The sequence below is a fragment of the Rahnella inusitata genome, from assembly GCF_003263515.1.
Lineage (GTDB): Bacteria > Pseudomonadota > Gammaproteobacteria > Enterobacterales > Enterobacteriaceae > Rahnella > Rahnella inusitata.
Genome location: NZ_JYDE01000024.1, coordinates 101,412 through 127,987, shown reverse-complemented (window position 1 = coordinate 127,987; position 26,576 = coordinate 101,412). Strand labels below are relative to the sequence as shown.

General features: G+C 53.8%; 24 protein-coding genes. 15 read left to right on the top strand and 9 right to left on the bottom strand.

What is annotated here, in order from left to right:
* Positions 1-90: 90 nt before the first annotated feature.
* The 3 genes from TU92_RS15735 to flgA all read right to left on the bottom strand — a co-directional run bounded on the left by TU92_RS15735 (position 91) and on the right by flgA (position 1,772).
* Positions 91-528, bottom strand: a complete 438-nt coding sequence (locus tag TU92_RS15735; protein WP_112168158.1) for a flagella synthesis protein FlgN — start codon at positions 526-528, stop codon at positions 91-93.
* 21 nt (positions 529-549) lie between these two features.
* Positions 550-852, bottom strand: a complete 303-nt coding sequence (flgM, locus tag TU92_RS15730) for a flagellar biosynthesis anti-sigma factor FlgM (protein WP_112168157.1) — start codon at positions 850-852, stop codon at positions 550-552.
* A 194-nt stretch (positions 853-1,046) separates the two neighbouring features.
* Complete coding sequence (gene flgA / locus TU92_RS15725; protein WP_112168156.1) at positions 1,047-1,772, bottom strand: flagellar basal body P-ring formation chaperone FlgA; 726 nt, start codon at positions 1,770-1,772, stop codon at positions 1,047-1,049.
* 176 nt (positions 1,773-1,948) lie between these two features.
* On the opposite strand from flgA, the gene flgB reads away from it, so the two are divergent.
* The 11 genes from flgB (at position 1,949) to flgL (ending at position 12,237) form a co-directional block, all read left to right on the top strand.
* Positions 1,949-2,359, top strand: a complete 411-nt coding sequence (gene flgB, locus TU92_RS15720) for a flagellar basal body rod protein FlgB (protein WP_112168155.1) — start codon at positions 1,949-1,951, stop codon at positions 2,357-2,359.
* 6 nt (positions 2,360-2,365) lie between these two features.
* Positions 2,366-2,770 carry a flagellar basal body rod protein FlgC gene (gene flgC / locus TU92_RS15715; RefSeq protein WP_112168154.1) on the top strand — a complete coding sequence of 135 codons (405 nt, stop codon included), beginning with the start codon at positions 2,366-2,368 and terminating at the stop codon, positions 2,768-2,770.
* An 11-nt stretch (positions 2,771-2,781) separates the two neighbouring features.
* A complete protein-coding gene (gene flgD / locus TU92_RS15710; RefSeq protein WP_112168153.1) occupies positions 2,782-3,474 on the top strand; it encodes a flagellar hook assembly protein FlgD in 693 nt (230 codons plus the stop codon).
* Positions 3,475-3,652: 178 nt separating this feature from the next.
* Positions 3,653-4,900: a flagellar hook protein FlgE gene (flgE, locus tag TU92_RS15705; RefSeq protein WP_112168152.1), complete on the top strand. Its 1,248-nt coding sequence runs from the start codon at positions 3,653-3,655 to the stop codon at positions 4,898-4,900.
* 29 nt (positions 4,901-4,929) lie between these two features.
* Positions 4,930-5,685, top strand: a complete 756-nt coding sequence (locus TU92_RS15700) for a flagellar basal body rod protein FlgF (protein WP_112168151.1) — start codon at positions 4,930-4,932, stop codon at positions 5,683-5,685.
* A gap of 21 nt (positions 5,686-5,706) precedes the next feature.
* Complete coding sequence (gene flgG, locus TU92_RS15695; RefSeq protein WP_056769747.1) at positions 5,707-6,489, top strand: flagellar basal-body rod protein FlgG; 783 nt, start codon at positions 5,707-5,709, stop codon at positions 6,487-6,489.
* A gap of 98 nt (positions 6,490-6,587) precedes the next feature.
* Complete coding sequence (locus TU92_RS15690; protein ID WP_112168163.1) at positions 6,588-7,304, top strand: flagellar basal body L-ring protein FlgH; 717 nt, start codon at positions 6,588-6,590, stop codon at positions 7,302-7,304.
* A 10-nt stretch (positions 7,305-7,314) separates the two neighbouring features.
* Positions 7,315-8,421: a flagellar basal body P-ring protein FlgI gene (locus tag TU92_RS15685; RefSeq protein WP_112168150.1), complete on the top strand. Its 1,107-nt coding sequence runs from the start codon at positions 7,315-7,317 to the stop codon at positions 8,419-8,421.
* Positions 8,421-9,371: a flagellar assembly peptidoglycan hydrolase FlgJ gene (gene flgJ / locus TU92_RS15680; protein WP_112168149.1), complete on the top strand. Its 951-nt coding sequence runs from the start codon at positions 8,421-8,423 to the stop codon at positions 9,369-9,371. Before TU92_RS15685 ends, flgJ begins: the two co-directional genes overlap by 1 nt.
* Before the next feature lie 187 nt (positions 9,372-9,558).
* Positions 9,559-11,211: a flagellar hook-associated protein FlgK gene (gene flgK, locus TU92_RS15675; RefSeq protein WP_112168148.1), complete on the top strand. Its 1,653-nt coding sequence runs from the start codon at positions 9,559-9,561 to the stop codon at positions 11,209-11,211.
* A 63-nt stretch (positions 11,212-11,274) separates the two neighbouring features.
* A complete protein-coding gene (gene flgL, locus TU92_RS15670; RefSeq protein ID WP_112168147.1) occupies positions 11,275-12,237 on the top strand; it encodes a flagellar hook-associated protein FlgL in 963 nt (320 codons plus the stop codon).
* Between the two features lie 304 nt (positions 12,238-12,541).
* On the opposite strand, the gene TU92_RS15665 is transcribed toward flgL, so the two are convergent.
* The 4 genes from TU92_RS15665 to xylA form a co-directional block, all read right to left on the bottom strand.
* The gene (locus tag TU92_RS15665; RefSeq protein ID WP_112168146.1) at positions 12,542-13,237 is read right to left on the bottom strand and encodes a CidB/LrgB family autolysis modulator; all 696 of its coding nucleotides are present in this window, start codon (positions 13,235-13,237) and stop codon (positions 12,542-12,544) included.
* Complete coding sequence (locus TU92_RS15660; RefSeq protein ID WP_112168145.1) at positions 13,230-13,634, bottom strand: CidA/LrgA family protein; 405 nt, start codon at positions 13,632-13,634, stop codon at positions 13,230-13,232. The genes TU92_RS15665 and TU92_RS15660 overlap by 8 nt, the downstream gene beginning before the upstream one ends.
* A 350-nt stretch (positions 13,635-13,984) precedes the next feature.
* Positions 13,985-15,436: a xylulokinase gene (gene xylB, locus TU92_RS15655; RefSeq protein ID WP_112168144.1), complete on the bottom strand. Its 1,452-nt coding sequence runs from the start codon at positions 15,434-15,436 to the stop codon at positions 13,985-13,987.
* A 103-nt stretch (positions 15,437-15,539) separates the two neighbouring features.
* The gene (gene xylA, locus TU92_RS15650; protein WP_112168143.1) at positions 15,540-16,859 is read right to left on the bottom strand and encodes a xylose isomerase; all 1,320 of its coding nucleotides are present in this window, start codon (positions 16,857-16,859) and stop codon (positions 15,540-15,542) included.
* A 380-nt stretch (positions 16,860-17,239) separates the two neighbouring features.
* Here xylA and xylF point away from each other — a divergent pair, with 380 nt between their 5' ends.
* From xylF to xylR, 4 genes are all read left to right on the top strand, one after another.
* On the top strand, positions 17,240-18,232 hold the full coding sequence (gene xylF, locus TU92_RS15645; RefSeq protein ID WP_112168142.1) for a D-xylose ABC transporter substrate-binding protein: 993 nt from the start codon (positions 17,240-17,242) through the stop codon (positions 18,230-18,232).
* 66 nt (positions 18,233-18,298) lie between these two features.
* Positions 18,299-19,840 carry a xylose ABC transporter ATP-binding protein gene (locus TU92_RS15640; RefSeq protein WP_112168141.1) on the top strand — a complete coding sequence of 514 codons (1,542 nt, stop codon included), beginning with the start codon at positions 18,299-18,301 and terminating at the stop codon, positions 19,838-19,840.
* Entirely contained in the window at positions 19,833-21,032 is a 1,200-nt protein-coding gene (gene xylH, locus TU92_RS15635; RefSeq protein WP_112168140.1) for a xylose ABC transporter permease XylH, read from the top strand. The genes TU92_RS15640 and xylH overlap by 8 nt, the downstream gene beginning before the upstream one ends.
* 181 nt (positions 21,033-21,213) lie before the next feature.
* Complete coding sequence (xylR, locus tag TU92_RS15630) at positions 21,214-22,401, top strand: D-xylose utilization transcriptional activator XylR (RefSeq protein ID WP_112168139.1); 1,188 nt, start codon at positions 21,214-21,216, stop codon at positions 22,399-22,401.
* A 56-nt stretch (positions 22,402-22,457) separates the two neighbouring features.
* On the opposite strand, the gene TU92_RS15625 is transcribed toward xylR, so the two are convergent.
* Both TU92_RS15625 and yicI read right to left on the bottom strand, forming a co-directional pair.
* Positions 22,458-23,882, bottom strand: coding sequence for a CBM96 family carbohydrate-binding protein (locus TU92_RS15625; RefSeq protein ID WP_112168138.1), 1,425 nt, complete (start codon positions 23,880-23,882; stop codon positions 22,458-22,460).
* Between the two features lie 357 nt (positions 23,883-24,239).
* The gene (gene yicI / locus TU92_RS15620) at positions 24,240-26,564 is read right to left on the bottom strand and encodes an alpha-xylosidase (protein WP_112168137.1); all 2,325 of its coding nucleotides are present in this window, start codon (positions 26,562-26,564) and stop codon (positions 24,240-24,242) included.
* Positions 26,565-26,576 lie beyond the last annotated feature (12 nt).

Here is a 26,576-nt window from a genome sequence, read left to right as displayed (position 1 = left end):
AGGCCGGGAGGGGGTATAGCACGCTATAAATTTGTCGCAGAAAACGTTCTTGATCCGAGCACCAGGCACTCAGACCCGTTTAGTCTGGGATCAGACGGAGATCTTACGGACCATTTGTCCCGTCACCGTCTCCAGCCCGTTCGCACCATAGAATTTCTGCGACTGGCTGGCGTTGAGGATCGCGAGAGCCTCAGTGTTGTAGTCGATCTGTTTCCCCAGCAGTAATCCGTTGTGCCGGTTGATCTGACTCAGTTTGGTGGTCATTTGTACCACCTGCTTCCACATCGCGGCGATTTCTGGCTGACGCGAGTAGGGTGCGGTTTGTTTCAGGCGCTCGTCGTGCTGACGACGTTGTTTATCAAGATAGTCTACCGTGGCCAGCAAGGAGCTTTTCTGCTCGGTGATGTGTTGCAGGGCCGCTCCGTTAACACGGCCTGAGCACAGTATCGTTTGTTCGTGATTAATCACTTGATCCAGCGCTTGCAACGTTTCAACCAGGGTAGTCATGGTCTTGATAAAGTTCTTCATCGTGCCTAATTACCTTTCAACTTAAAAATCTTTGAGATAATCCTGTGTGTCTTGCAACAGGGCATCGGCAATTTTGCCCGTGTCCATTGTCAGTTTGCCATCACGGATCGCCTGCTTCAGCTCGTCTACACGGGCTGTATTAATATCCTGCGCACTTGACTGAGTCAGCGAGGTTTGGGCTTCGCTCAGTGTCACTGCGGTACCGCTGGTTTTGGTGCTGGAAACGGTGTCTTCTTTACGCGCGTTCTGTACAGATGTCTCAGAAGGATCACGTTGCTGGATCGGGCTGAGAGGCGAAACGCCTTGAGTACGATCAATAGCCATATTTTTTTCTCCGGTAATTGCCCGTCAGACTTCACGTTGCCGGTGCGTTTGCTCCGTGCAACACGAACTGTCCAGGGCAATAAGTTAGGGTCAATACCCTAAAAATGCCGTCGTGTGACGACTCTGATACGTGTGTTATCGACATGTGGAGGAATAACTTTAGCCTTTATTGCCGAAAAAGTGACGATTCATCACTAAATTTCCACCGTGACAGACCCGTCTGAACCCACCGTACCATTGACTATCACGCCTGAAGGCATCCTGATCCGGACGGATTCATTTGCTGCTGCATTGTTCATGGCCTTACCTGCGCTGGACACGTTGAAGCCGCTGCCCGTCGCCTGCACCTGCACTTCCTGACCGGCGTGAACCATCCACGGACGGCGCAGCATAGAGAGCGTCAGTGGCTGACCGATGTTGATGTTGCGCAGGGTCACGCCGTTAAGCGCCTGTTGGCTGTCTAAAATCGCTTTTTGCGGCAGCAGGTCCAGTCTTCCGGTCTTCTGCTGCATATCTGCTTGTGCAAGGTGCGCACCGGCAGGGACATTTTTCGCCGCCACCCAGTAGGTTCCGCTCACCTGCACTTTGGTCTGCACGTAGCTTTTTTTCCCGTTGCAGTTCACCGCTACCGACACATTGCCCCAAGTGCGGCCGTTTGGCGAAAGCATAAACTGCGGCGCGAGGCACTGTGGCTGGCGCGCCACCGGCGTGGTGACCTGCACAGAAACCTGCATGCCGCTGTCGGCATATTGCTGACGGAAGAACTGCTGTAACTGGCTGGAGAGCAGTGTATCGCTATTGATCTGAGCGGGCACGGTTTTCACCGGTGCATTTTGCGCATAACTGCCCGCACTGACCGTTGCACCCAGAAGCATGCAGGTCAGTATGAAGCGGCAGCGTCCCATCATCAGTCTGCTCATTCGCGATTTATCCTTGTGCCAGTGTGCGGGCCATAAGTCTACTGGCGACAAGTCTACCCGCACTTTTCAATTCCTAAAGGAACAAATAGCGCCCGATTTTGCGCTTATTCAGACGATAGGTTATTGACACCCGCAATTATGCTGTCGGCTCCAAAATCTCATTTTGCGGAGGGCGCATGCTCGACAAATTGAACGCCGCACTACAGTTCCAACAGGAAGCGCTCAACCTGCGCGCCCAGCGGCAAGAAATACTTTCAGCCAATATCGCCAACGCCGATACCCCAGGGTACCAGGCGCGCGATATTGATTTCGCCAGTCAGTTACAGAAAGTGATGGAGCAAGGCCGCGCCAGTGGCAGCGGTATGTCTTTATCACTGACGTCTGACCGCCACATTCCGGCATCGAACGCCCAGGCAGCCGATATGGATTTGATGTACCGGATCCCGGACCAACCTTCGGCGGACGGTAACACAGTCGATATGGACCGTGAACGTACCAATTTTGCCGATAACAGCGTGCGCTATCAGACTGATCTGACCGTCCTTGGTGGACAGGTCAAATCGATGATGTCCGTGTTGCAAGGATAATTTCATATGTCGATGTTGGGTATTTTTGATATCGCCGGTTCTGCGCTCGCTGCGCAGTCTCAGCGTCTGAACGTCAGCGCCAGTAACATGGCCAACGCCGACAGCGTCACCGGTCCCGATGGTCAGCCTTACCGGGCCAAACAGGTGGTGTTTCAGGTAAATGCCGCACCTGGCCAGGAAACCGGCGGCGTGAAAGTGGCGCAAATAGTCGATGATCCGGCGCCGATGCGCATGGTGTATGAGCCGGGTAATCCGATGGCGGATGCTAAAGGCTATGTACAGATGCCAAACGTAGATGTGGTCAGCGAAATGGTGAACACCATCTCTGCTTCCCGCAGTTATCAGGCCAACGTCGAGGTGCTTAACACCACCAAGTCGTTGATGATGAAAACTCTGACTCTGGGTCAATAGCGGAGCGAACCATGGCAATTACCACGTCGATTAACGACACCACGGATAACACCATTGCGGCGGCCAGCGCGACGTCCACGACCAGCGGAAGTTCGGCCGATGACTTATCCAGCAGTTTCCTGACCTTGCTGGTGGCGCAGCTGAAAAACCAGGATCCCACCAATCCGATGGATAACAGCCAGCTGACCACCCAGTTAGCGCAAATCAGTACCGTGAGCGGTATTGAAAAACTCAACACAACGCTGGGCAGCATCTCCGGACAAATCACCAGTGGCTCCTCAGTTCAGGCAAGTTCCCTGATCGGCCACGGTGTGATGGTTTCCGGCAGCACCATTTTGGTCGGCAGCGATACCGACGGCACCGTCAGCACCACACCATTTGGTCTGGAGCTGGAAAGCGCCGCGGACAACGTCACGGCTACCGTCACCGATTCCACCGGCAAAGCCGTGAAGACTATCAGCCTGGGTTCCCAGACTGCCGGTGTCCACAGCTATACCTGGGATGGCACGCAGGACGATGGCACCAAAGCCCCGAACGGCAGCTATTCCTTCAGCATCAATGCGTTGAATAACAATCAGCAAATGGTGGCAACGCCGCTGAACTATGCACTGGTAAACGGCGTGATCAACAACACGACCGGCACCTCGCTGGATCTCGGTGTGCGCGGAACGACGACAGTCGATCAGGTAAGACAGATTTTGTAATCGTTTTGCTCCTCCCTCTGCGAAGGGGGAGGCGGGGAGGCGGGATAACTGGCTGCGTCTTAATGGCCAGTAATACCCCACCCCAACCCTCCCTTTCGCAGGGCAGGGAGCCAAAGACGCCTCTTCGCAGGGGAGGAGCTAAAGATGCATAAACACTACACAGTAAACTGGAGCTAACATGAGCTTTTCGCAAGCAGTCAGCGGCCTGAGCGCAGCATCGTCCAACCTGGACGTGATTGGTAACAACATCGCCAACTCCGCAACCGTCGGTTTCAAAACCGCGACCGCGTCTTTTGCCGATATGTTCGCCGGTTCACAAACGGGGATGGGCGTTAAAGTCGCCGCAGTCACACAAAACTTCAACGACGGCACCACCACCACGACATCCCGTGGTCTGGACGTTGCACTGAGCGGTAACGGTTTCTTCCGTCTGGCCGACAGCAGCGGCACCGTGTATTACTCCCGAAACGGCCAGCTGTCTCTGGATGCGAACCGTAATCTGGTAAACATGCAGGGTCTGAGCGTGACCGGTTTCCCGGCCACGGGTACACCGCCGACCATCGCTGCGGGCGCACAGCCTGTTGCACTGAGCGTGCCAACGACCATGATGAGCGCCAAATCCACCGTCGGTGGCACCATGGTGGCGAACCTGAACTCTACGGACACCGCACCAAAAACTGCCACGTTCAACAGCAGCGATGACACCAGCTACAACTACGTCAACAGCATCACGACCTATGACTCACTGGGTAACGCGCACGATAACAACGTGTACTTCGTGAAGTCTGCGACGGTCGCCAACAGCTGGGACGTTTACTCTCAGGATGGCAGCGTGACCGGTTCTACCGCCGGTAAAATTGGTACGCTGAACTTCAGCTCAAGCGGCGCACTGACCAGCACTAACGCCGCCGACGGCACTACGCAGACGGGTCTGAGCCTGACGTTGCCGATGAACAACACCGCCAACGGCGCTGTTTCTCCACAAACGGTTGCACTGGATTTCACCGGCAGTATTCAGCAGAGCACCGGCAGCAACAGCATCGGTTCCCTGACGCAGGATGGTTACGCAGCAGGTCAGATGACCGGCTACACCATCAATAACGACGGCACCATCACCGGCACGTACTCCAACCAGAAAACCCAGCTGCTCGGCCAGATCGTGCTGAGCTCCTTCTCTAACCCGGAAGGTCTGAAATCTGAAGGTGATAACGTCTGGACTGCGACCTCTTCTTCTGGTCAGGCCGTTAACGGCATCGCCAGCGAAGGTGGCTTCGCCAGCATCACCAGTGGCGCGCTGGAATCATCCAACGTCGATCTGAGTGCTGAACTGGTCAATATGATCGTTGCTCAGCGTAACTATCAGTCGAATGCGCAAACCATCAAAACTCAGGACTCCATCCTGAACACGCTGGTTAACCTGCGCTAACGCGCGATAAAACTCGATAGGGCAGCACTATGGATCACGCTATCTACACCGCGATGGGCGCCGCCAGCCAGACGCTGGTACAGCAGTCGGTCACGTCAAGTAACCTGGCTAACGCCTCCACACCGGGATTTCGTGCACAGCTTTTAGCCATGCGCGCGGTGCCGGTGGATGGCCAAAGTCTGGATACCCGCACACTGGTCACGGCATCTACGCCGGGCGCAGACATGTCGCAGGGGAAGCTTAACTACACGGGCCGTCCGCTGGATGTGGCCTTACAGCAGGATGGTTTCCTGGCGGTGCAGATGCCTGATGGCTCTGAAGCGTATACCCGTAACGGTGACATGCAGGTGTCACCCACTAACCAGCTGACCGTACAAGGTCATCCGGTGATGGGTGACAACGGGCCAATCGAAGTGCCGCCAAATTCGCAGCTGACCATCTCTGCGGACGGCACGATTGCTGTGCTGGAAGCCGGCGCTGACCCGAACACCATGGGTCAGCTCGGTAAACTGAAACTGGTTAAAGCCACGGGCAGTGAAGTGATGCGAGGCGACGACGGCATGTTCCGCCTGACGCCGGAAACTGCACAGACCCGTGGTAATGCGCTTCAGGCCGATCCGACCATTCACGTTATGCCCGGAACGCTCGAAGGCAGTAACGTGCAACCGGTCGAAACCATGGTTGACATGATAGCTAACGCCCGCCGCTTTGAGATGCAGATGAAAGTCATCCACAGCGTCGATGAAAATGAACAACGTGCCAATAATCTGCTGTCACTGACCTGATGATGGCAGAGGAGTAACGACATGATCCCATCGCTTTATATCGCGAAAACCGGTCTGGATGCCCAGCAGACCAACATGGACGTCATCGCCAACAACCTGGCGAACGTCAGCACCAACGGCTTTAAACGCCAGCGTGCGGTATTCGAAGATTTGCTGTACCAGACAATCCGCCAGCCGGGTGCGCAGTCGTCCGAACAGACCAACCTGCCTTCGGGTTTGCAGATAGGTACCGGTGTGCGCCCTGTTTCTACTGAACGTTTGTTCTCGCAGGGTAACCTGTCGCAGACCAGCAACAGTAAAGACATTGCCGTCAAAGGTGAGGGGTTCTTCCAGGTGCAGTTGCCTGATGGCACCACGGCCTACACCCGCGACGGTTCTTTCCAGGTTGATCAGAACGGTCAGCTGGTGACCTCCAGCGGCTATCAGGTTATTCCTGCGATCACCATCCCGACCAACGCCCTGAGCATGACCGTGGGTCGCGACGGGATAGTCAGCGTCACCCAGCAGGGACAGACGGCGGCGCAGCAGGTTGGTCAGTTAACCCTGAGCACCTTTATCAACAACAGCGGCCTGGAATCAATGGGTGAAAACCTGTACCAGGAAACGCAAAGCTCCGGCGCACCGACAGAAAGTACACCGGGCCTGAACGGCGCTGGCCTGTTGTATCAGGGCTATGTTGAGACCTCGAACGTCAACGTGGCGGAAGAGCTGGTCAACATGATCCAGACGCAACGCGCGTATGAAATCAACAGTAAAGCAGTGTCCACCTCGGACGAAATGCTGCAGAAACTTTCGCAGCTGTAATGTATGAGAGGACGGGGGCTTAAGCGCTCCTGTCCTGTACGGTTTCTGATTCCTGTCAGGTCGATTTTTTTAAGGCGATAACTGTGGTGACCAAAAAAATAACGTCGGTAAAGACTTCTCTTGTAAACCGACCAGGCAAGCTGGTTCTGCCGCTGTTAGTGACGTTACTGGCGAACGGTTGCGCGTATTTTCCGCACACCCCGCTGGTGCCAGGCACGACCACAGCGGCACCTGCACCCGCCGCACCGCCGGTTCCTAACGGTTCGATTTTCCAGTCAGTTCAGCCGATGAACTATGGTTATCAGCCTTTGTTCGAAGACCGTCGTCCGCGCAATATCGGCGATACCCTGACCATCGTGTTGCAGGAAAACGTCAGTGCGAGCAAAAGCTCCTCGGCGAACGCCAGCCGCAACGGGTCAACCAAATTTGGCTTTGATACCACGCCGCGCTATCTGGAAGGGCTGTTCGGCAATGCCCGCGCCGCGGTGGACACGTCCGGCGATAACACCTTCGCGGGCAAAGGTGGCGCTGCCGCCAACAACAGCTTCACCGGAACATTGACCGTCACCGTCAGCGAAGTGCTGGCCAACGGCAACCTGAAAGTTGTCGGTGAGAAACAAATCGAAATTAATCAGGGAACCGAATTCATCCGGTTCTCCGGTGTAGTCAACCCGCGCACCATCAGCGGCGCGAATGCGGTGGTCTCCACGCAGGTGGCCGATGCGCGTATCGAGTACGTAGGGAATGGCTACATCAACGAAGCGCAGAACATGGGCTGGTTGCAGCGGTTCTTCTTAAACTTATCGCCGTTATAACGAGGCAATCATGCGAAAAATTCTTTCCGGTATCTTCTGTCTGGCGATGTCCGCCCTGGTGATACTGCCCGCATCCGCCGATCGTATTCGTGATCTGACCACGGTACAGGGCGTGCGTGATAACGCCCTGATCGGCTACGGTCTGGTCGTCGGCCTCGATGGTACGGGTGACCAGACCACGCAGACGCCGTTCACCACGCAGACGCTGACCAACATGTTATCTCAGCTCGGCATCACCGTTCCGGCTGGCACCAACATGCAGTTGAAAAACGTCGCGGCGGTGATGGTCACCGCCAAAATGCCACCGTTCTCCCGCGCAGGACAGGCTATTGACGTGGTGGTCTCTTCCATGGGTAACGCCAAAAGCATTCGCGGCGGCACCTTGCTGATGACCCCAATGAAAGGGGTCGACAATCAGGTCTACGCGCTGGCACAAGGTAACGTGCTGGTCGGCGGTGCCGGAGCATCTGCCGGTGGCAGCAGCGTGACGGTGAACCAGGTTTCTGGCGGACGTATCACCGGCGGTGCAACCATTGAACGCGAACTGCCAAGCACCTTCGGCACCGAAGGCGTGATCAGCCTGCAACTTAATGACGAAGACTTTAACCTTGCCCAGCAGGTCAGCGATGCTATCAACCGTCAGGGCATGGGTGTGGCTTCCGCGCTGGATTCACGCAACATTCAGGTGGTCGTGCCGCGCGGGAATGTTTCTCAGGTGCGCATTCTGGCGCAGATCCAGAACATCGAAGTCAACGTCGGGCCGATGGACGCGAAAGTCATCATCAACTCCCGTACCGGCTCGGTGGTCATGAACCGTGACGTCACGCTCGACAGCTGCGCGGTCGCGCAGGGCAATCTTTCCGTGGTCGTCGATCGTCAGAACGATGTCAGCCAGCCGAACACGCCGTTCGGTGGGGGACAGACGGTGGTGACGCCTAACACCAATATTTCCGTGCGTCAGTCCGGCGGGTCGATACAGCAGGTACGCTCCAGCGCCAGCCTGAACAACGTTGTCCGTACGCTGAACGCGTTAGGGGCGACGCCTATCGATCTGATGTCTATTTTGCAGGCCATGAAAACAGCCGGTTGCCTGCGTGCTGATTTGGAAATTATCTGATGAGCGATCTGATGTCGATGTCCGGGGCGGCGTATGACACGCAGTCCCTGAACAAGCTGAAGCGGGATGTGTCGCTGGATCCGCAAGCGCACATTAAAGAAGTGGCGAAACAGTTTGAAGGGGTGTTCGTGCAGATGATGCTGAAAAGCATGCGTCAGGCGTTGCCGGAAGGCGGGCTGCTGAGCAACGAACAAACCAAGCTTTATACATCGATGTACGATCAGCAAATTGCGCAGGACATGTCCAACAAAGGCTTGGGTATGGCGGACATGATGGTTGAACAGTTAACCGGCGGCACCAAACAACCGTCAGAACTGGCGGGCACCGTGCCAATGGCGCTGGATAACGAAGTACTGAAAACGCTGCCCATTCAGGCAATGGAACAGTATCTGCGTAAAGCCATCCCTGCGGCACCGGATCGCACCACCGGCGGCGCACCGCTTTCGCAAGACAGCGGGCAGTTCGTCTCCAACCTGAGCATTCCGGCGCAGGTCGCCAGTAAAGACAGCGGCATTCCGCACCAGCTGATCATGGCGCAGGCCGCGCTGGAATCCGGCTGGGGGCAGCGTGAAATTCCGACCAGCGATGGCAAACGCAGCTTCAACCTGTTCGGCATCAAAGCGGGCAGCAGCTGGGACGGCCCGACCACTAATATCACGACCACCGAATACGCCAACGGCGTAGCGAAAAAAGTCCAGGCCAGTTTCCGCGTATACGGCTCGTATGTGGAAGCTATCAGCGACTACATCAAACTGCTGACCAACAACCCACGTTATGCGCAGGTAGCCTCGGCGAGTACGCCGGAACAAGCGGCACATGCGCTACAAAAAGCAGGCTACGCCACTGACCCGAATTACGCCGATAAACTGGTCAGCGTGATCCAGAAAATCAAAGGCGCGGGTGAGCAGGCTGTAAAAGCCTACAGTCATGATCTCAAAGATATTTTCTGATATACGCGTTTAAAATGGCAACCTCCTCTCAGGCATTAAAAAAGTTTGAAAGCGGTTGCCATTTTTCTCTCAAGTTTTCGCACCACACGCCGATAACCAGATCAATATGGGAAAAGGCCTACACCCCGACCCAACCCCTTTACTTATCCGGCGGTAAACTTTTACACCGGCAGCCAGAAGGTCACTCATGTCCAGTAGCTTAATCAATACCGCAATGAGCGGACTGAACGCAGCGCAGGCCGCGCTCAGCACCGTCGGAAACAACATCGCTAACGTCAGTGTCGCCGGGTACAACCGTCAGACAACGATCATCAACCAAAGCAATGGCACGGCGACGGGCGCGGGTTACATCGGTAACGGCGTAACGGTCACTGGCGTGAATCGCGAATATAACTCTTTTGTGGTGAAACAGTTGCTGGGCTCCAGCGCAACCAGCAGCGCGTTATCCACCCAGCTCGATCAGGCCAGCTCTATCGATGACTTACTGGGCGACAGCTCCACCGGTATCGATGCGACCATGGCCACCTTCTTTAAAGGCCTGCAAACCCTGACCAGCAACGCCAGCGACAGCGCCGCGCGTCAGGCTGTTTTAGGGGAAGCGCAGGGCCTGACCGCACAGTTCAACAGTTCGGCGAAATACCTCAACGACATGAACACTGCGGTGAACCAGCAGATTTCGCAGAACGTTGATCAGATCAACACCTACGCCACGCAGATTGCCAAACTGAACAGCCAGATCACCGCCACCCGTGGCAGCACCGGTCAGGAGCCTAATGCGCTGCTCGATCAGCGCGATCAACTGGTCAGCCAGCTCAACGACATCAGCGGCGTGGTCGTGACGCAGCAGGATGGCGACACTTACAACGTCTCCTTTGCCAACGGCATGCCATTAGTCAACGGCGGCAATGCAAAAACTGTTGTCGCAATGGCTTCCAGCGCAGATCCGACCAAGCTGACCGTGGGCATGACTCAGCCCGATGGCACAGTGACAGAACTTCAGGAAAGCCGCCTGACAACCGGTTCACTCGGCGGCACGCTGGCATTTCGTAAAGATAACCTCGAGCCTGCGATCAACCAGTTGGGCCAGCTGGCGCTGAGCATGGCCGACAGCTTCAACAGCACCAATAAAGCCGGTTTTGACCTCAATGGTGACGCCGGGACCAACTTCTTCTCTTTCACCGGTGCAACCACCGTTGGCAACGTGAAGAACACCGGTACCGCCAATATCAGCGTGGCTTATACCGACACCACCGCGGTGAAAGCCAGTGATTACACCATGGCGTATAACGGCACCGGCTGGGATGTGACCCGTGTATCTGACGGAGCAAAAATCAGCCCGACCGCAGGCACCGATGCCAGCGGCAATGCGACCCTGAACTTCGACGGCCTGGCAGTTTCCGTTACCGGAACGCCTTCGACCAAAGACAGCTTTACGCTCAAAACCGTTAGCAACGTGGCGGGCAGCCTGAACGTGGCTATCAGCGATTCATCTTTGATCGCAGCAGCAGGCGCGGCAGACAGCGGCGTCAGCGATAACACCAATGCCCAGAAATTGCTGAATCTGCAAACCGCCAAACTGGTGGAAGGCAAATCAACCCTGTCCGGCGCATACGCCAGCCTGGTGAGCAACGTGGGTAATCAGGTCAGCACGCTGACAACGACCAGCACTGCGCAGGCCAACATTGTGACGCAACTGACCGCGCAGCAGCAGTCTATCTCCGGGGTTAACCTCGATGAGGAGTACGGCGATCTGCAACGCTATCAGCAATATTATCTGGCGAACGCACAGGTCGTGCAGACGGCTTCGACGATTTTCGACGCGATCATCAACCTTCGTTAATACCTGATAATGACGTATCGGGTATTGAGAAAGAATAATTCGAACTGATAAGGAACTGATGCCATGCGCCTTAGTACCAATATGATTTACACACAAAATATGGATGCGGTGCTGGATGGTCAGAACCGTTTTCAGGCAACGGGTTTACAGCTTTCGACCGGTTCCAAAGTCAGTAAGCCTTCAGACGATCCGCTGGCGGCTTCTCAGGCGGTGCTGGTTCGTCAGGCATCTGCTCAGAACAGCCAGTATTCGGTGGCGCGGACCTTCGCCAATCAGAGCATGAGTCAGGAAGAATCTATCCTGTCCAGCGTAACGTCATCCATTCAGGATGCGCAGACGCTGATCGTTCAGGCCGGTGACGGTTCACTGAGTGATGATGACCGCTCTTCACTGGCGACGAAACTGGAAAGCCTGAAGTCTCAGATTCTGAACATGGCGAACAGCACCGACGGTAACGGTCGCTATATTTTTGCTGGTTATAAAAGCGATACGGCGCCGTTTACCCAAGATGCGACCACCGGCGCTGTAACCTATGTTGGCGGCACCACAGAGATTTCACAGCAGGTTGATGCCAGCCGTACGATGACCATCAACCACACCGGCAACGAAGTTTTCCAGACCTTAACCGGTGATGCGAAAGCCGAGCCCGATGGTTCTGCCAGTGAAGCGGATATCTTCAAAACTATCGACGGCGCGCTGAAAGCGCTGAAAACGCCGTCTGCGGATTATGCGACCGATACCGAATACACGGATGCCATCGGCAAAGCTAACCGTGGTCTGAGTAACTCGCTCAACAACGTGCTGTCTGTGCGTTCTGAACTGGGTACGCAGATGAGTGAACTGGACACGCTGGACACGCTGGGTGATAACCGCGAAGTAACCAACGCCAGTAAACTGAGTAACTTAGTGGACACTGACTGGACGTCAGCGATTTCGACCTACACGCTGCAACAGGTTGCGCTTCAGGCTTCCTATAAGACATACAGCGCCATGCAGGGTATGTCACTGTTCCAGATGAATTCGTAATCCCTCCTGCGCGTCTTTGCGCAAGACTTCTCTTCTTCGTTATCGACTGCATACCGGCTTTCAAAGCGTGTATGCAGGCTTTTTTCTGACTGTACTTAAACCGGGTACTTTCAGTTTTGTATGTCGTCTTTCTAAGGTTGGACGACATACACTTTTTCCCCCTTCCTATTTCGCGCCGGTCCTGAGTGGGCTGCATGTACTCGCCCGGATCACTGATATCTGAGTCAGTCCATCGGGACTCTTTCGCTTGCCGCCTTCCTGCGACGAAAGCTATTTAGGGCAACCCGTTTTCGATATGCGATTTTCAGTGACCGAAAAGCGCGAGAAGAACCGGGAACAGGAAAGGGGCGAGCAGGGAGGTGATAATCCCGCAAATCACCAGCGCCAGTGAACTGAATGCGCCTTCCTGATAATCCATTTCGGCACAACGAGCGGTACCGAGTGCGTGCGAGGCGGTACCCATCGCCAGACCGCGTGAGGCTTTGGTGGTGATTTTCAGCAGGTTGAGAATACTGTGACCGAACACCGCTCCGAGAATACCCACGAATATCACACACACCGCGCTGATCGCCGGAATGCCGTTAATGGATTGCGCTGTCGCCATCGCAATCGGCGTAGTGACGGATTTCGGTAAGACCGACGCGGCGATCTGCGGCGTTGCCCCCATCCATAATGCAATCGCCGTCCCGGTGACCATCGCCACTACGCTGCCGATAAAACAGATGCTGATAATGGATTTCCAGCGCGCGCGGATCTGATGAAGTTGCTCGTACAGCGGGAACGCCAGCGCGACAACGGCGGGTTGCAGCAAGTCATTGAGAATTTTGCTGCCCGCAAAGTAACGCGCGTAGGGGATATTGGTCACCAGCAGCAGGGGAATGATCACCACCATCGACATCAGCAACGGGTTCAGCAGCGGCATTTTCAGCCGGATTGCCAGCTTACGGGTGGCGAAAAAGACCAGCAGCGTCAGCGGCAGTGACCACAGAATATCAATCATTTTTATCCTCCGCTTTAGCCTTAACAGTGCCGCGATCCCCGTGAATATAGTGAGAGCAATACGCCACCACCAGCAGCACAATCAAAGTACTGACCAGGCAAGACACCACCAGCGGGCCGAATTGCGTGCGCAGCTGTTCGTAGTAATTCATGACGCCGACGCCAATCGGAACAAACAATAATGCCATGTAGCGGATCAGCACGTTGCAGCCGGGTTTCACCCATTTAAACGGCAGAATTTGCGTCGAGAGCAGACAAAACAGAATCAGCATCCCGATGATGCTGCCGGGAATAGTAAGGGGCAAAAGCGAGGAAATCGCGTTACCGGCGAATAAACACAGGTAAATCAGAATAAACGCCCGAATATATTGAAATGCCAGAGATACTACGTTGCTCATGGTGTTTCACCCAGTTGAATGATGCATTCATCATACAATTAAGATGTGATCTGTGCCACATAACTCAGTATGAAATTTAGGAATGAAGTGTATTCCATAGGGGGGCAGTTGGCGCGGGGAAAATGAAGTCAGGCCGGACTCCAAAACGGTTTTTGTGTGCGGGCACCACTGAAAAGCGGTTTTAAACTGACCGGGATTGTTTCGGTTTTTCACGTGCAGTGATCGACTGGCCTTTCGTGTTGTTTTCGGTGCAGGGCGCTAAGTGATCACTCTCAATGAGAAAAAAACTTTCCCGGTCGGGTAACTGATGTCCCTCGGTGCCACCGGGAATGCATTAAGTTCGATCTGGCTTACATCAAATCCTCAAGGCGCTTATACAATTCCCGGAATACCTTCCGCCGCTCTGCATAAACTTTATGTTTCTGCGCATCAGGCTGATGCACTTGTTCAAGCGCCAGCTCCGGAAGGAATTGTTCCAGCGGGCTTCCCGGATTCAACGCAATTTGCGCTAACCTTGCGGCACCCAGCGCGGGTCCGACGTCACCCCCAGTGCGATACTCCAGCGTCAGACCACTGATATCCGCCAGCATTTGCCGCCAGTAAGGGCTGCGCGCGCCGCCGCCGATCAGCGTAATACTGTGTGGTTTCAGACCGGTGGCATGTAATACATCCATGCCGTCGGCGAGGGCGAAACCTACGCCTTCGAGAACCGCGCGGGCGATATCGGCAGGGCCGTGCTGATGTGTCAGGCCGAACAGGGTACCTTTGGCATTCGGGTTATTGTGCGGCGTGCGTTCGCCCGACAGGTACGGCAGGAAGCAGACCGGTGAATCCGCCGGAGGCGTATTCTCAGCCAGACCGATCAACTCGCCAACGGATGCGGTACCGGTGAGATTCGCAGCCCAATCGAGACAGGAGGCGGCACTGAGCATCACAGACATCAGATGCCAGGTGTCCGGCAAGGCATGGCAGAAACTGTGAACTGCCTGCTGCGGATTACTCAGGAAACCGTCACTGACCGCGAAGTACACCCCCGATGTGCCGAGCGACAGCATCGCCTGGCCGGTTTTGTAGAGGCCGACGCCCACGGCACCGGCGGCGTTATCACCACCGCCTGCAATAACCGGAACACAATCCATGCCCCAGCGGGAGGCCAGTGCCGGTAACAGCTGACCGGTGATTTGATTGCCTTCAAACAGCGCGGGCATGTGCTGGCGGGTCAGGCCAGTTGCGGCGAGCAGGCTGTCACTCCAGTCACGTTTAGCGACATCCAGCCACATAGTGCCGGCAGCATCTGACATATCGCTGGCGAAAACGCCCGTCATCAGCCAGCGCAGGTAATCTTTTGGCAGTAATACCTTGTCGATTTTGGCGAACAGTTCCGGCTCGTTTTCACGCAGCCACTGCAGTTTCGGGGCGGTAAAACCGGGCATCATCAGGTTGCCGGTGATCTCGCGTGAATCCGGCACCGCGGCCTCCAGCTGCTGGCACTGGCTAAAACTGCGGCCATCGTTCCAGAGGATCGCCGGGCGTAATACGTTTTGTTGCGCATCCAGTACAGTTGCGCCATGCATCTGACCGGTAATTCCCACCGCTTTCACTTTTTTTAATGCGTGTAACTGCGAAAGGGCTAAAACGGCTTTCTCTGTGGCGCTCCACCAGTCAGCGGGATTTTGCTCTGACCACAAAGGGTGCGGGCGGGAAAGGGTTAACGCCTCACTGTGGCTGGCCACCACCTGACCCTCTTCGCTGAGTAAAATCGCTTTAACGCCAGAGGTGCCGAGATCTATACCGAGATACATACCAGATTCCTTTTTTGAGTAAGGTGAAAACCCGTCCCTGAAGTCTTACAGAAACAACGCCCTGTAAACCAGAGGCGGACAGGGCGCAAATCACAACGAGGGTTTAACCAAACAGATAGCGGTTAACCAGATTTTCTAAACGTTCCTGCTGACCGCTCTGGTGCTGAGGGTTGATCTCATTTTGCTGCGCCTGTGCGCTCAGAGATTCCAGAGACATTTTACCCTGCAGGATCTGCTGACCAAGCTCCGTGTTCCAGCCTGCGTATCGCTGGGCGACGTGTTTATCCAGTTCGCGGCTTTCAATCATGCGGGCTGCAACTTTCAGCGCCAGTGCCATGGTATCCATGCCACCGATATGGCCGTAGAACAGGTCATATTTGTCGGTGCTCTGGCGACGTACTTTGGAGTCAAAGTTAAGACCGCCGGTGGTGAAACCACCCGCTTTGATAATTTCGTACATCACCAGCGCATTTTCTTCCACGCTGTTCGGGAACTGGTCGGTATCCCAGCCACACTGCGGGTCGCCACGGTTGGCATCGACAGAACCGAAGATGCCCAATGCAATGGCGTTGGCGATTTCATGATGGAATGAGTGACCGGCAAGCGTGGCATGGTTCGCCTCGATGTTCACTTTGATCTCTTTTTCCAGCCCGAATTGTTTGAGGAATCCGTATACCGTCGCCACGTCATAATCATACTGATGTTTGGTAGGCTCTTGTGGTTTTGGTTCGATCAGCAAGGTGCCCTGGAAACCGATTTTGTGTTTATGCTCGACCACCATTTGCATGAAGCGACCCAGTTGTTCGCGTTCCTGACGCAGGTCGGTGTTCAACAGCGTCTCGTAGCCTTCGCGACCGCCCCACAGGACGTAGTTCTCGCCGCCCAATTTCTTGGTGGCGTTCATCGCACTCACCACTTGCGTTGCCGCCCAGCTGTAAATTTCAGGATTTGGGTTGGTTGCTGCGCCTGCACCAAAGCGTGGATTTGAGAAGCAGTTCGCCGTGCCCCACAGGAGTTTAACGCCGGTCGCTTCCTGCTTTTGTGCCAGGACATCGGTCATCACGGCCAGATTGTTGACGTATTCTTTCAGTGACGCGCCTTCCGGTGACACATCAACATCATGGAAGCAATAATAAGGCACGCTCAGTTTTTTGAAGAATTCGAAAGCCACGTCGGCTTTGAGTTTTGCCAGTTCCAGTTCGTTACCCGGCTGCTGCCATGGGCGAACAAATGCGCCAGGGCCAAACATGTCGTTGCCGTTCCAGCAGAAAGTGTGCCAGTAACAGGCGGCGAAACGCAGATGCTCAGCCATGGTTTTGCCGAGGATCACTTCTTCAGGATTGTAGTGACGAAATGCCAGCGGGTTAGTGCTGTTAGCACCTTCATAGCGAACTGCATCCAGCTTGTCGAAATATGCGTGCATTGAAAAACTCCTTGAAAACGGGCCCAGCGGGACTGGGAGGCTGAGGCCCTATCTTCGGAGTTGTCCGTTGTTCTAACAATTACGTTATTTCACACTCAATTTAATAGAATTATTAAATGTGCAGTAGATCGCAAAATTAACCCAGTTCATCTTGCTTTTCTTTTCATTTTTCGTGATGCCTCGATAATAAAATTACTAACTCCTGTTGAATTACAATCAAACCATGATCCCCATCATATTTCCGGAAATAAACAAAAAATCATAACGAGGTGATTAAAATCTGCAATTGCCGATTAATTATCCAGCGACAACAATCCCTGTGTCATTTCTGTACGGTTCTCTGTATCTGCCTCTTCTTATTCTTATAAAAGGTCTGAAAAATGAAAATGAATAAAATGATTCTTTCTGCCTGCGCTGCGTTGATATTGTTCAGCCAGGCAGGTGTGGCGAAAGAAATCAAAATAGGTATGGCGATTGATGACTTACGTTTAGAACGGTGGCAAAAAGACCGCGATATCTTTGTGGCTAAAGCGAAAACCTTGGGTGCGGATGTTTTCGTGCAATCAGCCAACGGCAATGAAGAAACCCAGATGGCGCAGATCGAAAATATGATCAACCGCGGCGTCGATGTGTTGGTGATTATTCCCTACAACGGCGAAGTGCTGAGCAACGTTATCGCAGAAGCCAAGCGTGAAGGCATCAAAGTGTTGGCCTATGATCGCATGATCAACAACGCCGATATTGATTTCTACATCTCTTTTGATAATGAGAAAGTCGGTGAACTACAAGCGCAAAGCCTGGTAGAACGTGTCCCGCAGGGCAATTACTTCCTGATGGGTGGGTCGCCGGTAGATAACAATGCCAAGCTGTTCCGCGCCGGGCAGATGAAGGTCTTAAATCCGCTGATCAAAGACGGGAAAATCAAAGTGGTTGGCGATCAGTGGGCCGACGGCTGGTTGCCGGAAAATGCGCTGAAAATTATGGAAAATGCGCTGACCGCGAATAACAACAAAATTGATGCTGTGGTGGCCTCCAATGACGCTACAGCAGGGGGCGCAGTTCAGGCGTTATCCGCACAGGGTCTGGCGGGTAAGGTGGCCATCTCCGGGCAGGATGCCGATCTGGCGGCCATCAAACGTATCGAAGCGGGTACACAAACGATGACGGTGTATAAGCCGATCACAAAACTTGCCAATGATGCAGCAGAAATTGCTGTGCAGCTTGGTAAGGGCGAAACGCCTAAATCTAATGCCACTTTAAATAACGGTAAAAAAGAAGTGCCTTCCTATTTATTAACCCCAATATCTGTCGATAAAAAGAATATTGAAAGCACGGTTATTGCCGACGGCTTCCATAAAAAAGCGGATCTTTAATTTTTCAATATTTTCTATGAAAACAACATGTCGCAATGATGTGTTGTTTTTATCAGGATGCATAATATGCCAGAACAATTTGAAAAATCAGCGCTGCTGGAAATGCGTAATATCACCAAGAAATTCGGCGCGGTGAAAGCGGTCGATAATATTAGCCTGACGCTGGCCGCCGGAGAGGTTTTGTCGCTGTGCGGTGAGAATGGCTCGGGGAAATCCACCTTAATGAAAGTGTTATGCGGTATTTATCCGCAGGGCACCTTTGAGGGCGAGATTTATTTCTCTGGTGAAAGACTCAGCGCTAAAGGGATCCGCGACACCGAACAAAAGGGCATTGCGATTATTCATCAGGAACTGGCGCTGGTGAAACAACTGAGCGTGCTGGAAAACATGTTTCTCGGCAACGAATGGGGCAGTTACGGCCTGCTCGATACCGACAAAATGTATCTGCGCTGCCAGCGTATGCTGGCGCAGGTGAAACTGGATATTGACCCGCATACCCCGGTTGGCGATTTAGGCCTCGGGCAGCGTCAGCTGGTGGAGATTGCCAAAGCGCTCAATAAGCAGGTGCGACTTCTGGTGCTCGATGAACCCACCGCTTCGCTGACCGAAAGCGAAACCGCCGTTCTGCTCGATATTATCCGCGACCTGCGCCACCACGATATCGCCTGTATTTATATTTCCCACAAGCTGACTGAAGTAAAAGCCATTTCTGACAAACTTTGCGTCATCCGCGATGGAAGACACATCGCCACCTGCAATGCGGCAGGCACGTCCGAGAAGGAGATCATTTCGATGATGGTCGGGCGCGAATTAACTGAACTGTTCCCGCCCCGCGACCGGCAGATTGGCGATGAGATTTTGCGCGTCGAGAACCTGACCGCATGGCATCCGGTGAACCGACATATCAGACGGGTGGATAACGCCGGTTTTACCCTGCGCCAGGGCGAGGTGCTTGGCGTGGCCGGGCTGGTAGGTGCGGGACGAACGGAAATGATGGAATGCCTGTTCGGCGTCTATCCGGGAAAGTGGTCGGGTGATATCTGGCTGCAAGGCAACAAAGTGCAGATAACCGACTGCCGGGATGCCATGCGGCGCGGGCTGGCGATGGTGCCGGAAGACCGCAAGCGTGACGGCATCGTGCCAGTCATGGCGGTGGGCAGCAATATTACGCTGGCCGCACTTAGTCAGTTTAGCAGCGGCGGTATTCTGCGTGAGGCGCAGGAGCAATACACCATTAGCGAATCAGTGAAACAGCTGAAAATTAAAACGTCTTCCTCTGAACTGGCGATTGGTCGTCTGAGCGGCGGTAATCAGCAAAAGGCTATTCTGGCGCGTTGCCTGTTACTTAAGCCGAAAATCCTGATCCTCGATGAACCTACGCGCGGAATTGACGTCGGCGCGAAGCATGAAATCTACAAACTGATTGGCCAGCTGGCTGCGCAGGGAATGGCTGTCATTGTCATTTCCTCCGAGTTACCCGAGGTGTTGGGGCTCAGCGACCGTGTGGTAGTTATGCATCTCGGGCAGGTTAAAGCCTGTCTGGAGAACAACAATTTGAGCCAGGAACAGGTCATGGAAGCCGCATTGAGGAGTGAATCATATGTCTAAATTTACCCAGCCAGAAACCACCCCTGACTCTGCAAATGCAGGCAAACCGCTTGCCGCATTTTCTCTGCAAAAGTTGAAAAACATTAACCTTCAGGTCTTCGTTATGCTGGCGGCGATTGCGGTAATTATCGTTTTCTTCAGCCTGACGACCGAGGGCGCGTACATCAGCGCACGTAATATTTCTAACCTGCTGCGCCAGACGGCGATCACCGGCATTCTGGCCGTGGGGATGGTGTTCGTGATCATTTCGGCGGAAATCGATTTGTCCGTAGGCTCGATGATGGGATTGCTGGGCGGCGTGGCGGCAATTTTTGATGTCTGGCTTGGCTGGCCGCTGCCGCTGACTATCGCGGTCACGCTGGTACTGGGATTACTGCTCGGCGCGTGGAACGGCTGGTGGGTGGCGTATCGCAAAGTACCGTCATTTATCGTGACACTGGCGGGGATGCTGGCTTTTCGCGGGATCCTCATCGGGATCACCAGCGGCACCACGGTATCACCGACTTCTCCGGCGATGTCGTTAATTGGCCAGAGTTATCTGCCGGATTCTTTTGGATTTGGTATCGGTGCGGTGGCGCTGGCGGCATTTATCGGCTGGCAATGGCGCAGACGTAAACAGCGCAGCGCGCTCGGGCTGCCGGTAGCCGCCGCGCAAACGGACGTCACTCGTCAGGCGCTGACCGCTATTGTAGCGCTGGGGGCGATTTATCTGCTCAACGATTACCGTGGCGTCCCGACGCCGGTGCTGATTCTGGTTGCGCTGATGTTGGGCGGGATGTTTATGGCGTCGCGCACGTCGTTTGGTCGTCGTATTTACGCGATTGGCGGCAACATTGAAGCGGCGCGCCTGTCGGGTGTTAACGTCGAACGCAGTAAGCTGGCGGTGTTTGCCATCAATGGTCTGATGGTGGCGATTGCCGGGCTTATCCTCAGCTCTCGTCTGGGCGCAGGTTCGCCATCGGCCGGTAATATTGCGGAGCTTGATGCCATCGCAGCCTGCGTCATTGGTGGCACCAGCCTGGCGGGCGGCGTCGGCAGTGTCGCTGGGGCAGTGATGGGCGCTTTTATCATGGCCTCCCTCGATAACGGCATGAGTATGCTCGACGTGCCGACATTCTGGCAGTACATCGTCAAGGGCGCGATTTTATTGCTGGCTGTATGGATGGATTCAGCCACCAAACGTCGCGCATAAAAGCGTCGTGATAGGCAGGTTTTGCAGGCGTTGCCACCGGGAAACCTGTGATACCTCACAGAATTACAACGCCGAATCTGCAGATCTTGGGTGGTTGTGATATTGAGCAACGCAATGAGCCTTGTTCTTCCGTGTGGAGGAACAAGGCTTTCGTTAATGGGATCATCGGTGAGAAACAGGCATGTTTGAAAAACGCTACAGGATTACGCTGCTCTTTAACGCTAATAAAGTCTACGACCGTCAGGTGGTGGAAGGCGTGGGTGAGTATTTGCAGGCCTCACAAAGTGACTGGGATATCTTCATTGAAGAGGATTTTCGCTGTCGCATAGATAACATTAAGGACTGGCTGGGCGACGGCGTTATCGCTGATTTTGACGATCGTGAAATCGAAACCCTGCTTAAAGATCTCAAAGTGCCCATTGTCGGCGTCGGGGGTTCCTATCATCGTGAAGAAGATTATCCGCCGGTTCACTACATCGCCACCGACAACGTTGCGCTTGTGGAAGCGGCCTTTATGCATCTGAAAGAAAAGGGCATTAACCGTTTCGCTTTTTACGGTTTACCCGACACCGGCGGAAAACGCTGGGCGCAGGAGCGTGAGCACGCGTTCAGAACGCTGGTGGCTTCCGAGCAGTATCAGGGCGTGGTGTATCAGGGGATGGAAACCGCGCCGGAGAACTGGCAGCACGCTCAAAACCGTCTGGCCGATTGGGTACAAACCCTGCCGCAGCAAACGGGGATTATTGCGGTGACCGACGCCCGCGCCCGTCACTTGTTACAGGTCTGCGAACATCTCAATATTCCTGTACCCGAAAAACTCAGCGTGATCGGGATTGATAATGAGGAGCTCACCCGCTATTTGTCGCGCGTGGCGTTATCTTCGGTGGTGCAGGGGACGCGTCAGATGGGCTATCGCGCGGCGAAGTTGCTGCATCAGTTGCTCGATCAGCGCGATTTGCCCTTGCAGCGTATTTTAGTGCCGCCGGTGAAAGTGGTGGAGCGCCGGTCTACCGATTTCCGCTCGTTGCGGGACCCGGCAGTGATCCAGGCGATGCATTACATCCGCTACCACGCATGTAAAGGTATCAAGGTGGAACAGGTGCTGGATGCCATTGGCATGTCGCGTTCTAATCTCGAGAAGCGTTTTAAGGATGAAACCGGACAAACCATTCACGGTGTGATCCACGAAGAAAAACTCGACCGTGCCCGTAATCTGCTGGCGGCGACGTCGATTTCGATAAATGAGATCTCACAAATGTGTGGTTATCCGTCACTGCAATATTTCTACTCGGTATTCAGAAAAGGCTATGAAATGACGCCAAAAGAGTATCGCAGTATTCACGGTGAAGGGGTCTATCAGGAGAGTTAAGGTGCGCCGTCAGTGTTGAAGAAATGCCCTGCTCAGAATTGAGCAGGGCAAACCGGTTAAGGTTCGACGACCTCCTTATAACCAATCAGCATCAGTGTCGGGTTTTTTCCGCTTTCTTTGGAATTGATGGAGAGGGTACGGCCATTACGTTCGCCGCCAACATAATAAGCGACTTCCGTTTTACCGGCGGCAATGGCAGCACGAACCGCTTTATCGACATCGACATAACGGAATTGCTGGACGTTATCCATATACATACTGCCATCGGCGGTGTATTTAAATGCCGGTTTGTTATTCCAGGTGACCGTATTTTCATCCCATGCACCGGGATCCGTTGGATAGAAGTAAATTGTAACTGCAGCAGTGTCAGAGATATTACCGTCGAAGACACGGATTTTATATTTGAAATCGACATCCGGATAGTCATCCATATTGGCAGGAAGCGCGGGTATTTTAAATTTCATTAATGCCAGTGTCTGTTTATTTTGGTCGCGACCCGGTGTGTTCCAGTTATCTTGCACCAGTAACGTTTTTGCATCACCAAAGTTTTTATTGCTGTCAGTCTGGTCGCTGACATAGGTATCGGCTTCGACATCTGAATAGCTGTAAGGGATGTTAGTACCGCAATCCATTGAGTAATTCATACAGCGGTCAGCCATGAATTTAGTGGCGTCATCCGACCAGCCATTCATGAAATCACCGTGAGCGGTATAAATGCTCCCCCAAAGTGTCGTCAGCTTTCCATCAATCGTTTTCGGGTCCAGGGAAAGTTTAATTTTGCTGACATCGAGCGAGGTAATGTTTGTCAGCACATAGGCAATATTCATATTCACCTTCGCCAGTTTAACCGGATGATCTGCCGGACACTGGCCGTTGCTGTTGCTGTAAACCGCATTCTTCGTCCCTTTAGCGGCCAGATTTACACCATCCCAGCAGTCGGGGAACATCACGCCGATATTGAACTGAACGGCGTCGCCTGCTGCACGCAGGCCGCAGATCTGGTCGGCGGTATTGGTATAACCAGTCCCGTTAGCGCACAGGAAAGTGACGTGAGGATTCGCCGTTGTCCCTCTATGGTCGCCCGCCAGTAACTGTAAACCGTAGGGATAAGGGGTGATGGGATACTGCAATACGTTATCGGCCTGATAGTAGTTTTTGATATACGTCGGGTTCACGATGGTGCCATCGGGCAGCATCATGGTAGGCACCCAGTAGGCAGTGCTGTCGGCGGCGTTATCGCAGGTGGTTTTCGGATGGAGTTTCAGGCTTTCCGCCGTTGAATAGGCATCAGCAGAACGGTTACCGACAAAATCATGAGACATCGCCATCCCCGGCATTCCGGGCATTAGAATAGCGTCGTCAGGTTTCATATGACTGAAATTACAGTCAACGTTTATTTGCGCATCAGCCGCCATTGCGGCATGAGGTATCAGTGCGAATGATCCTGTTAACAGGGCTAAAGCACACAAGGTATATTTCATGCTGAATATCCTTCAGATAATCTTATGGGAAAGACTGCGAATGTATGTGTGAAATAAAATCTCATCACCATTCAATATTAAGTTGCCATCCCGTTAATGAAATGTTTCATCGTCCTGTGGTGGTGTACAGGACAGCAAGGTTAATTTCATATCCGGTGAGCTTGTTTAATATTCTTTATGGGCATTGATTATTATTTGATAAATATTCTGAGAGACACTCACATTCATCTAATTTAAATTTGTGAGTTATTTTATGGTGAGAAAAGGCGGGAAACAGCGCGGAGTTTAGGAAAATAAAAAAGCCCCGGCGCTGGATAACGCCGGGGCAGGGTAAGATTATTAGTAAAAACCTGAATTTTATAATGTGATGGTGTACTGATTGTGACCGTTTTCCGGCGTAATGATCGTACCTTGCTCGTTCTTTGAGGCAGTTGCCAGTGAGCAATTCTTCACGCTGTGAATGTTACGCAGGCACAACGCCCAGTCCGTTGCTTTTCCTTCGGTGGTCAGCGTTAAGGTGTCACCGCTGCGATGAACATTCAGGGTAAAGACCACATTGCCTTGCAGATCGGTAATCTGACTTTCGGCAATAGCACCGTCTTCCAGCTCAAACAGATGGAACTGCGGACGTTCGCTGTAATCGTAATCCGGTTTCTGATCGTTGCAGCCCAGTGCCAGCAGGGTGTTCGGACGCACATACAGCGGCAGGCTGTCGAAGCCATGTTGCTGACGGTGCCAGCGGGAACCTTCCGCCACCTCGTTGTTGAGCAGATGCGTCCAGCGGCCCTGCGGCAGATAGAAATCGACATTCCCTTCTTCGCTGAATACCGGAGCAACCAGCACGTCATCACCGAGCATGTACTGACGATCCAGATAGTCACAAGCCGGATCTTCCGGGAACTCGAGCATCATGGCGCGCATCACTGGCGTACCGTGGCTGGCGGCCTGCGCCGACGCAGGATAGAGGTACGGCATCAGGCGGCATTTAAGCTGTGTGAACTGACGTACCACGTCGCAGGCTTCATCGTCGTAAACCCAGGGCACACGATAGGATTTGCTGCCATGCAGGCGGCTATGGCTTGAGAGCAGCCCGAAAGCGCACCAGCGTTTATAAATATGTGCCGGTGCAGTGTTTTCGAAACCGCCGATGTCGTGGCTCCAGAATCCAAAACCAGACAGGCCGATGGACAAGCCCCCGCGCAGGCTTTCCGCCATAGATTCGTAGGTAGCGTAACAGTCGCCGCCCCAGTGCACCGGGAATTGCTGAGCGCCCACCGAGGCGGAACGCGCAAACAGAACGGCTTCGGACGCGCCGAGTTTATCCTGCAACGTTTCATACACCAGTTTGTTGTACACGAATGCATAGTGGTTGTGCATTTTCTGTGGGTCGCATCCGTCGTGCCAGACCACGTCAGTCGGAATACGCTCGCCGAAGTCGGTTTTAAAGCAATCGACGCCCATATCCACCAGACGTTTCAGGTGTCCGGCATACCACGCGCTGGCCTCCGGATTGGTGAAATCGACGATACCCATACCCGCCTGCCATTTGTCCCACTGCCAGACGCGGCCATCAGGGCGTTTGAGCAGGTAGCCTTTCTCTTTACCTTCGTGGAACAGCGGTGATTTCTGGCCGATGTACGGGTTAATCCATACGCAGATTTTCAGGCCGCGCGCTTTCAGACGTTGCAACATACCTTTTGGATCCGGGAAGGTGGCCGGGTCCCATTCGAAATCGCACCACTGGAAGGCTTTCATCCAGAAGCAGTCGAAGTGGAAAACGTGCAGCGGCAGCTGGCGTTCGGCCATGCCGTCGATAAAGCTGTTGACCGTGGCTTCGTCATAATTAGTGGTGAACGACGTGGTCAGCCACAGCCCGAATGACCAGGCGGGCGGCAGCGCAGGGCGGCCGGTCAGACGGGTGTAACGGTCGAGGACTTTTTTCGGCGTCGGGCCATCAATGACGAAATACTCGAGGTATTCGCCTTCCACGCTGAACTGAACTTTGGAGACTTTTTCAGAGCCGACCTCAAAAGATACACATTCCGGATGATTCACCAGCACGCCGTAGCCACGGTTAGTCAGGTAGAACGGGATATTTTTATAAGATTGTTCGGTGCTGGTGCCGCCATCGCGGTTCCAGGTTTCGACGGTCTGGCCATTTTTGACCAGCGCGGTAAAACGTTCGCCGAGACCATACACGGTTTCGCCGACGCCCAGATCCAGCCGCTCCATCATGTAGGTTTTCTGGCTGTTACCGTCCTGCACGTAACCGTTAGATTTCGCCACGCTGCCGGTAATGCGGCGGCCATTGCGCAGGAAATCCAGCGTCCAGTTGTTGCCTTTGGTGACGCGCACCGACAAATCGCCGCTGTGTAATGCAGCAAAGTCGTCGTTGTCTTCAAAGTGCAGTTCATGGGTATCAGACTGGATCAGCGGATAGTGCGGACCTTTGTCCGTTTCACCGTCGAAGTGCGTAATGCGTACACCAATCACGCCACTTTGCGGCGAGAAGAAACGCAGCGTAAACAGCGGCGAATCAAGCTGACTGGCGCGTTCCGATGCGTCTTTCGGCGCGGCGTAAATCACCATCTCGTTTCCTGATCTTTGCACTTCAAACACCTGTAGCGGGTGAGTGAGCGTCAGGCCGTCCTGGATCAACCAGTTACCATCACTGATTTTCATGTATATCTCCTT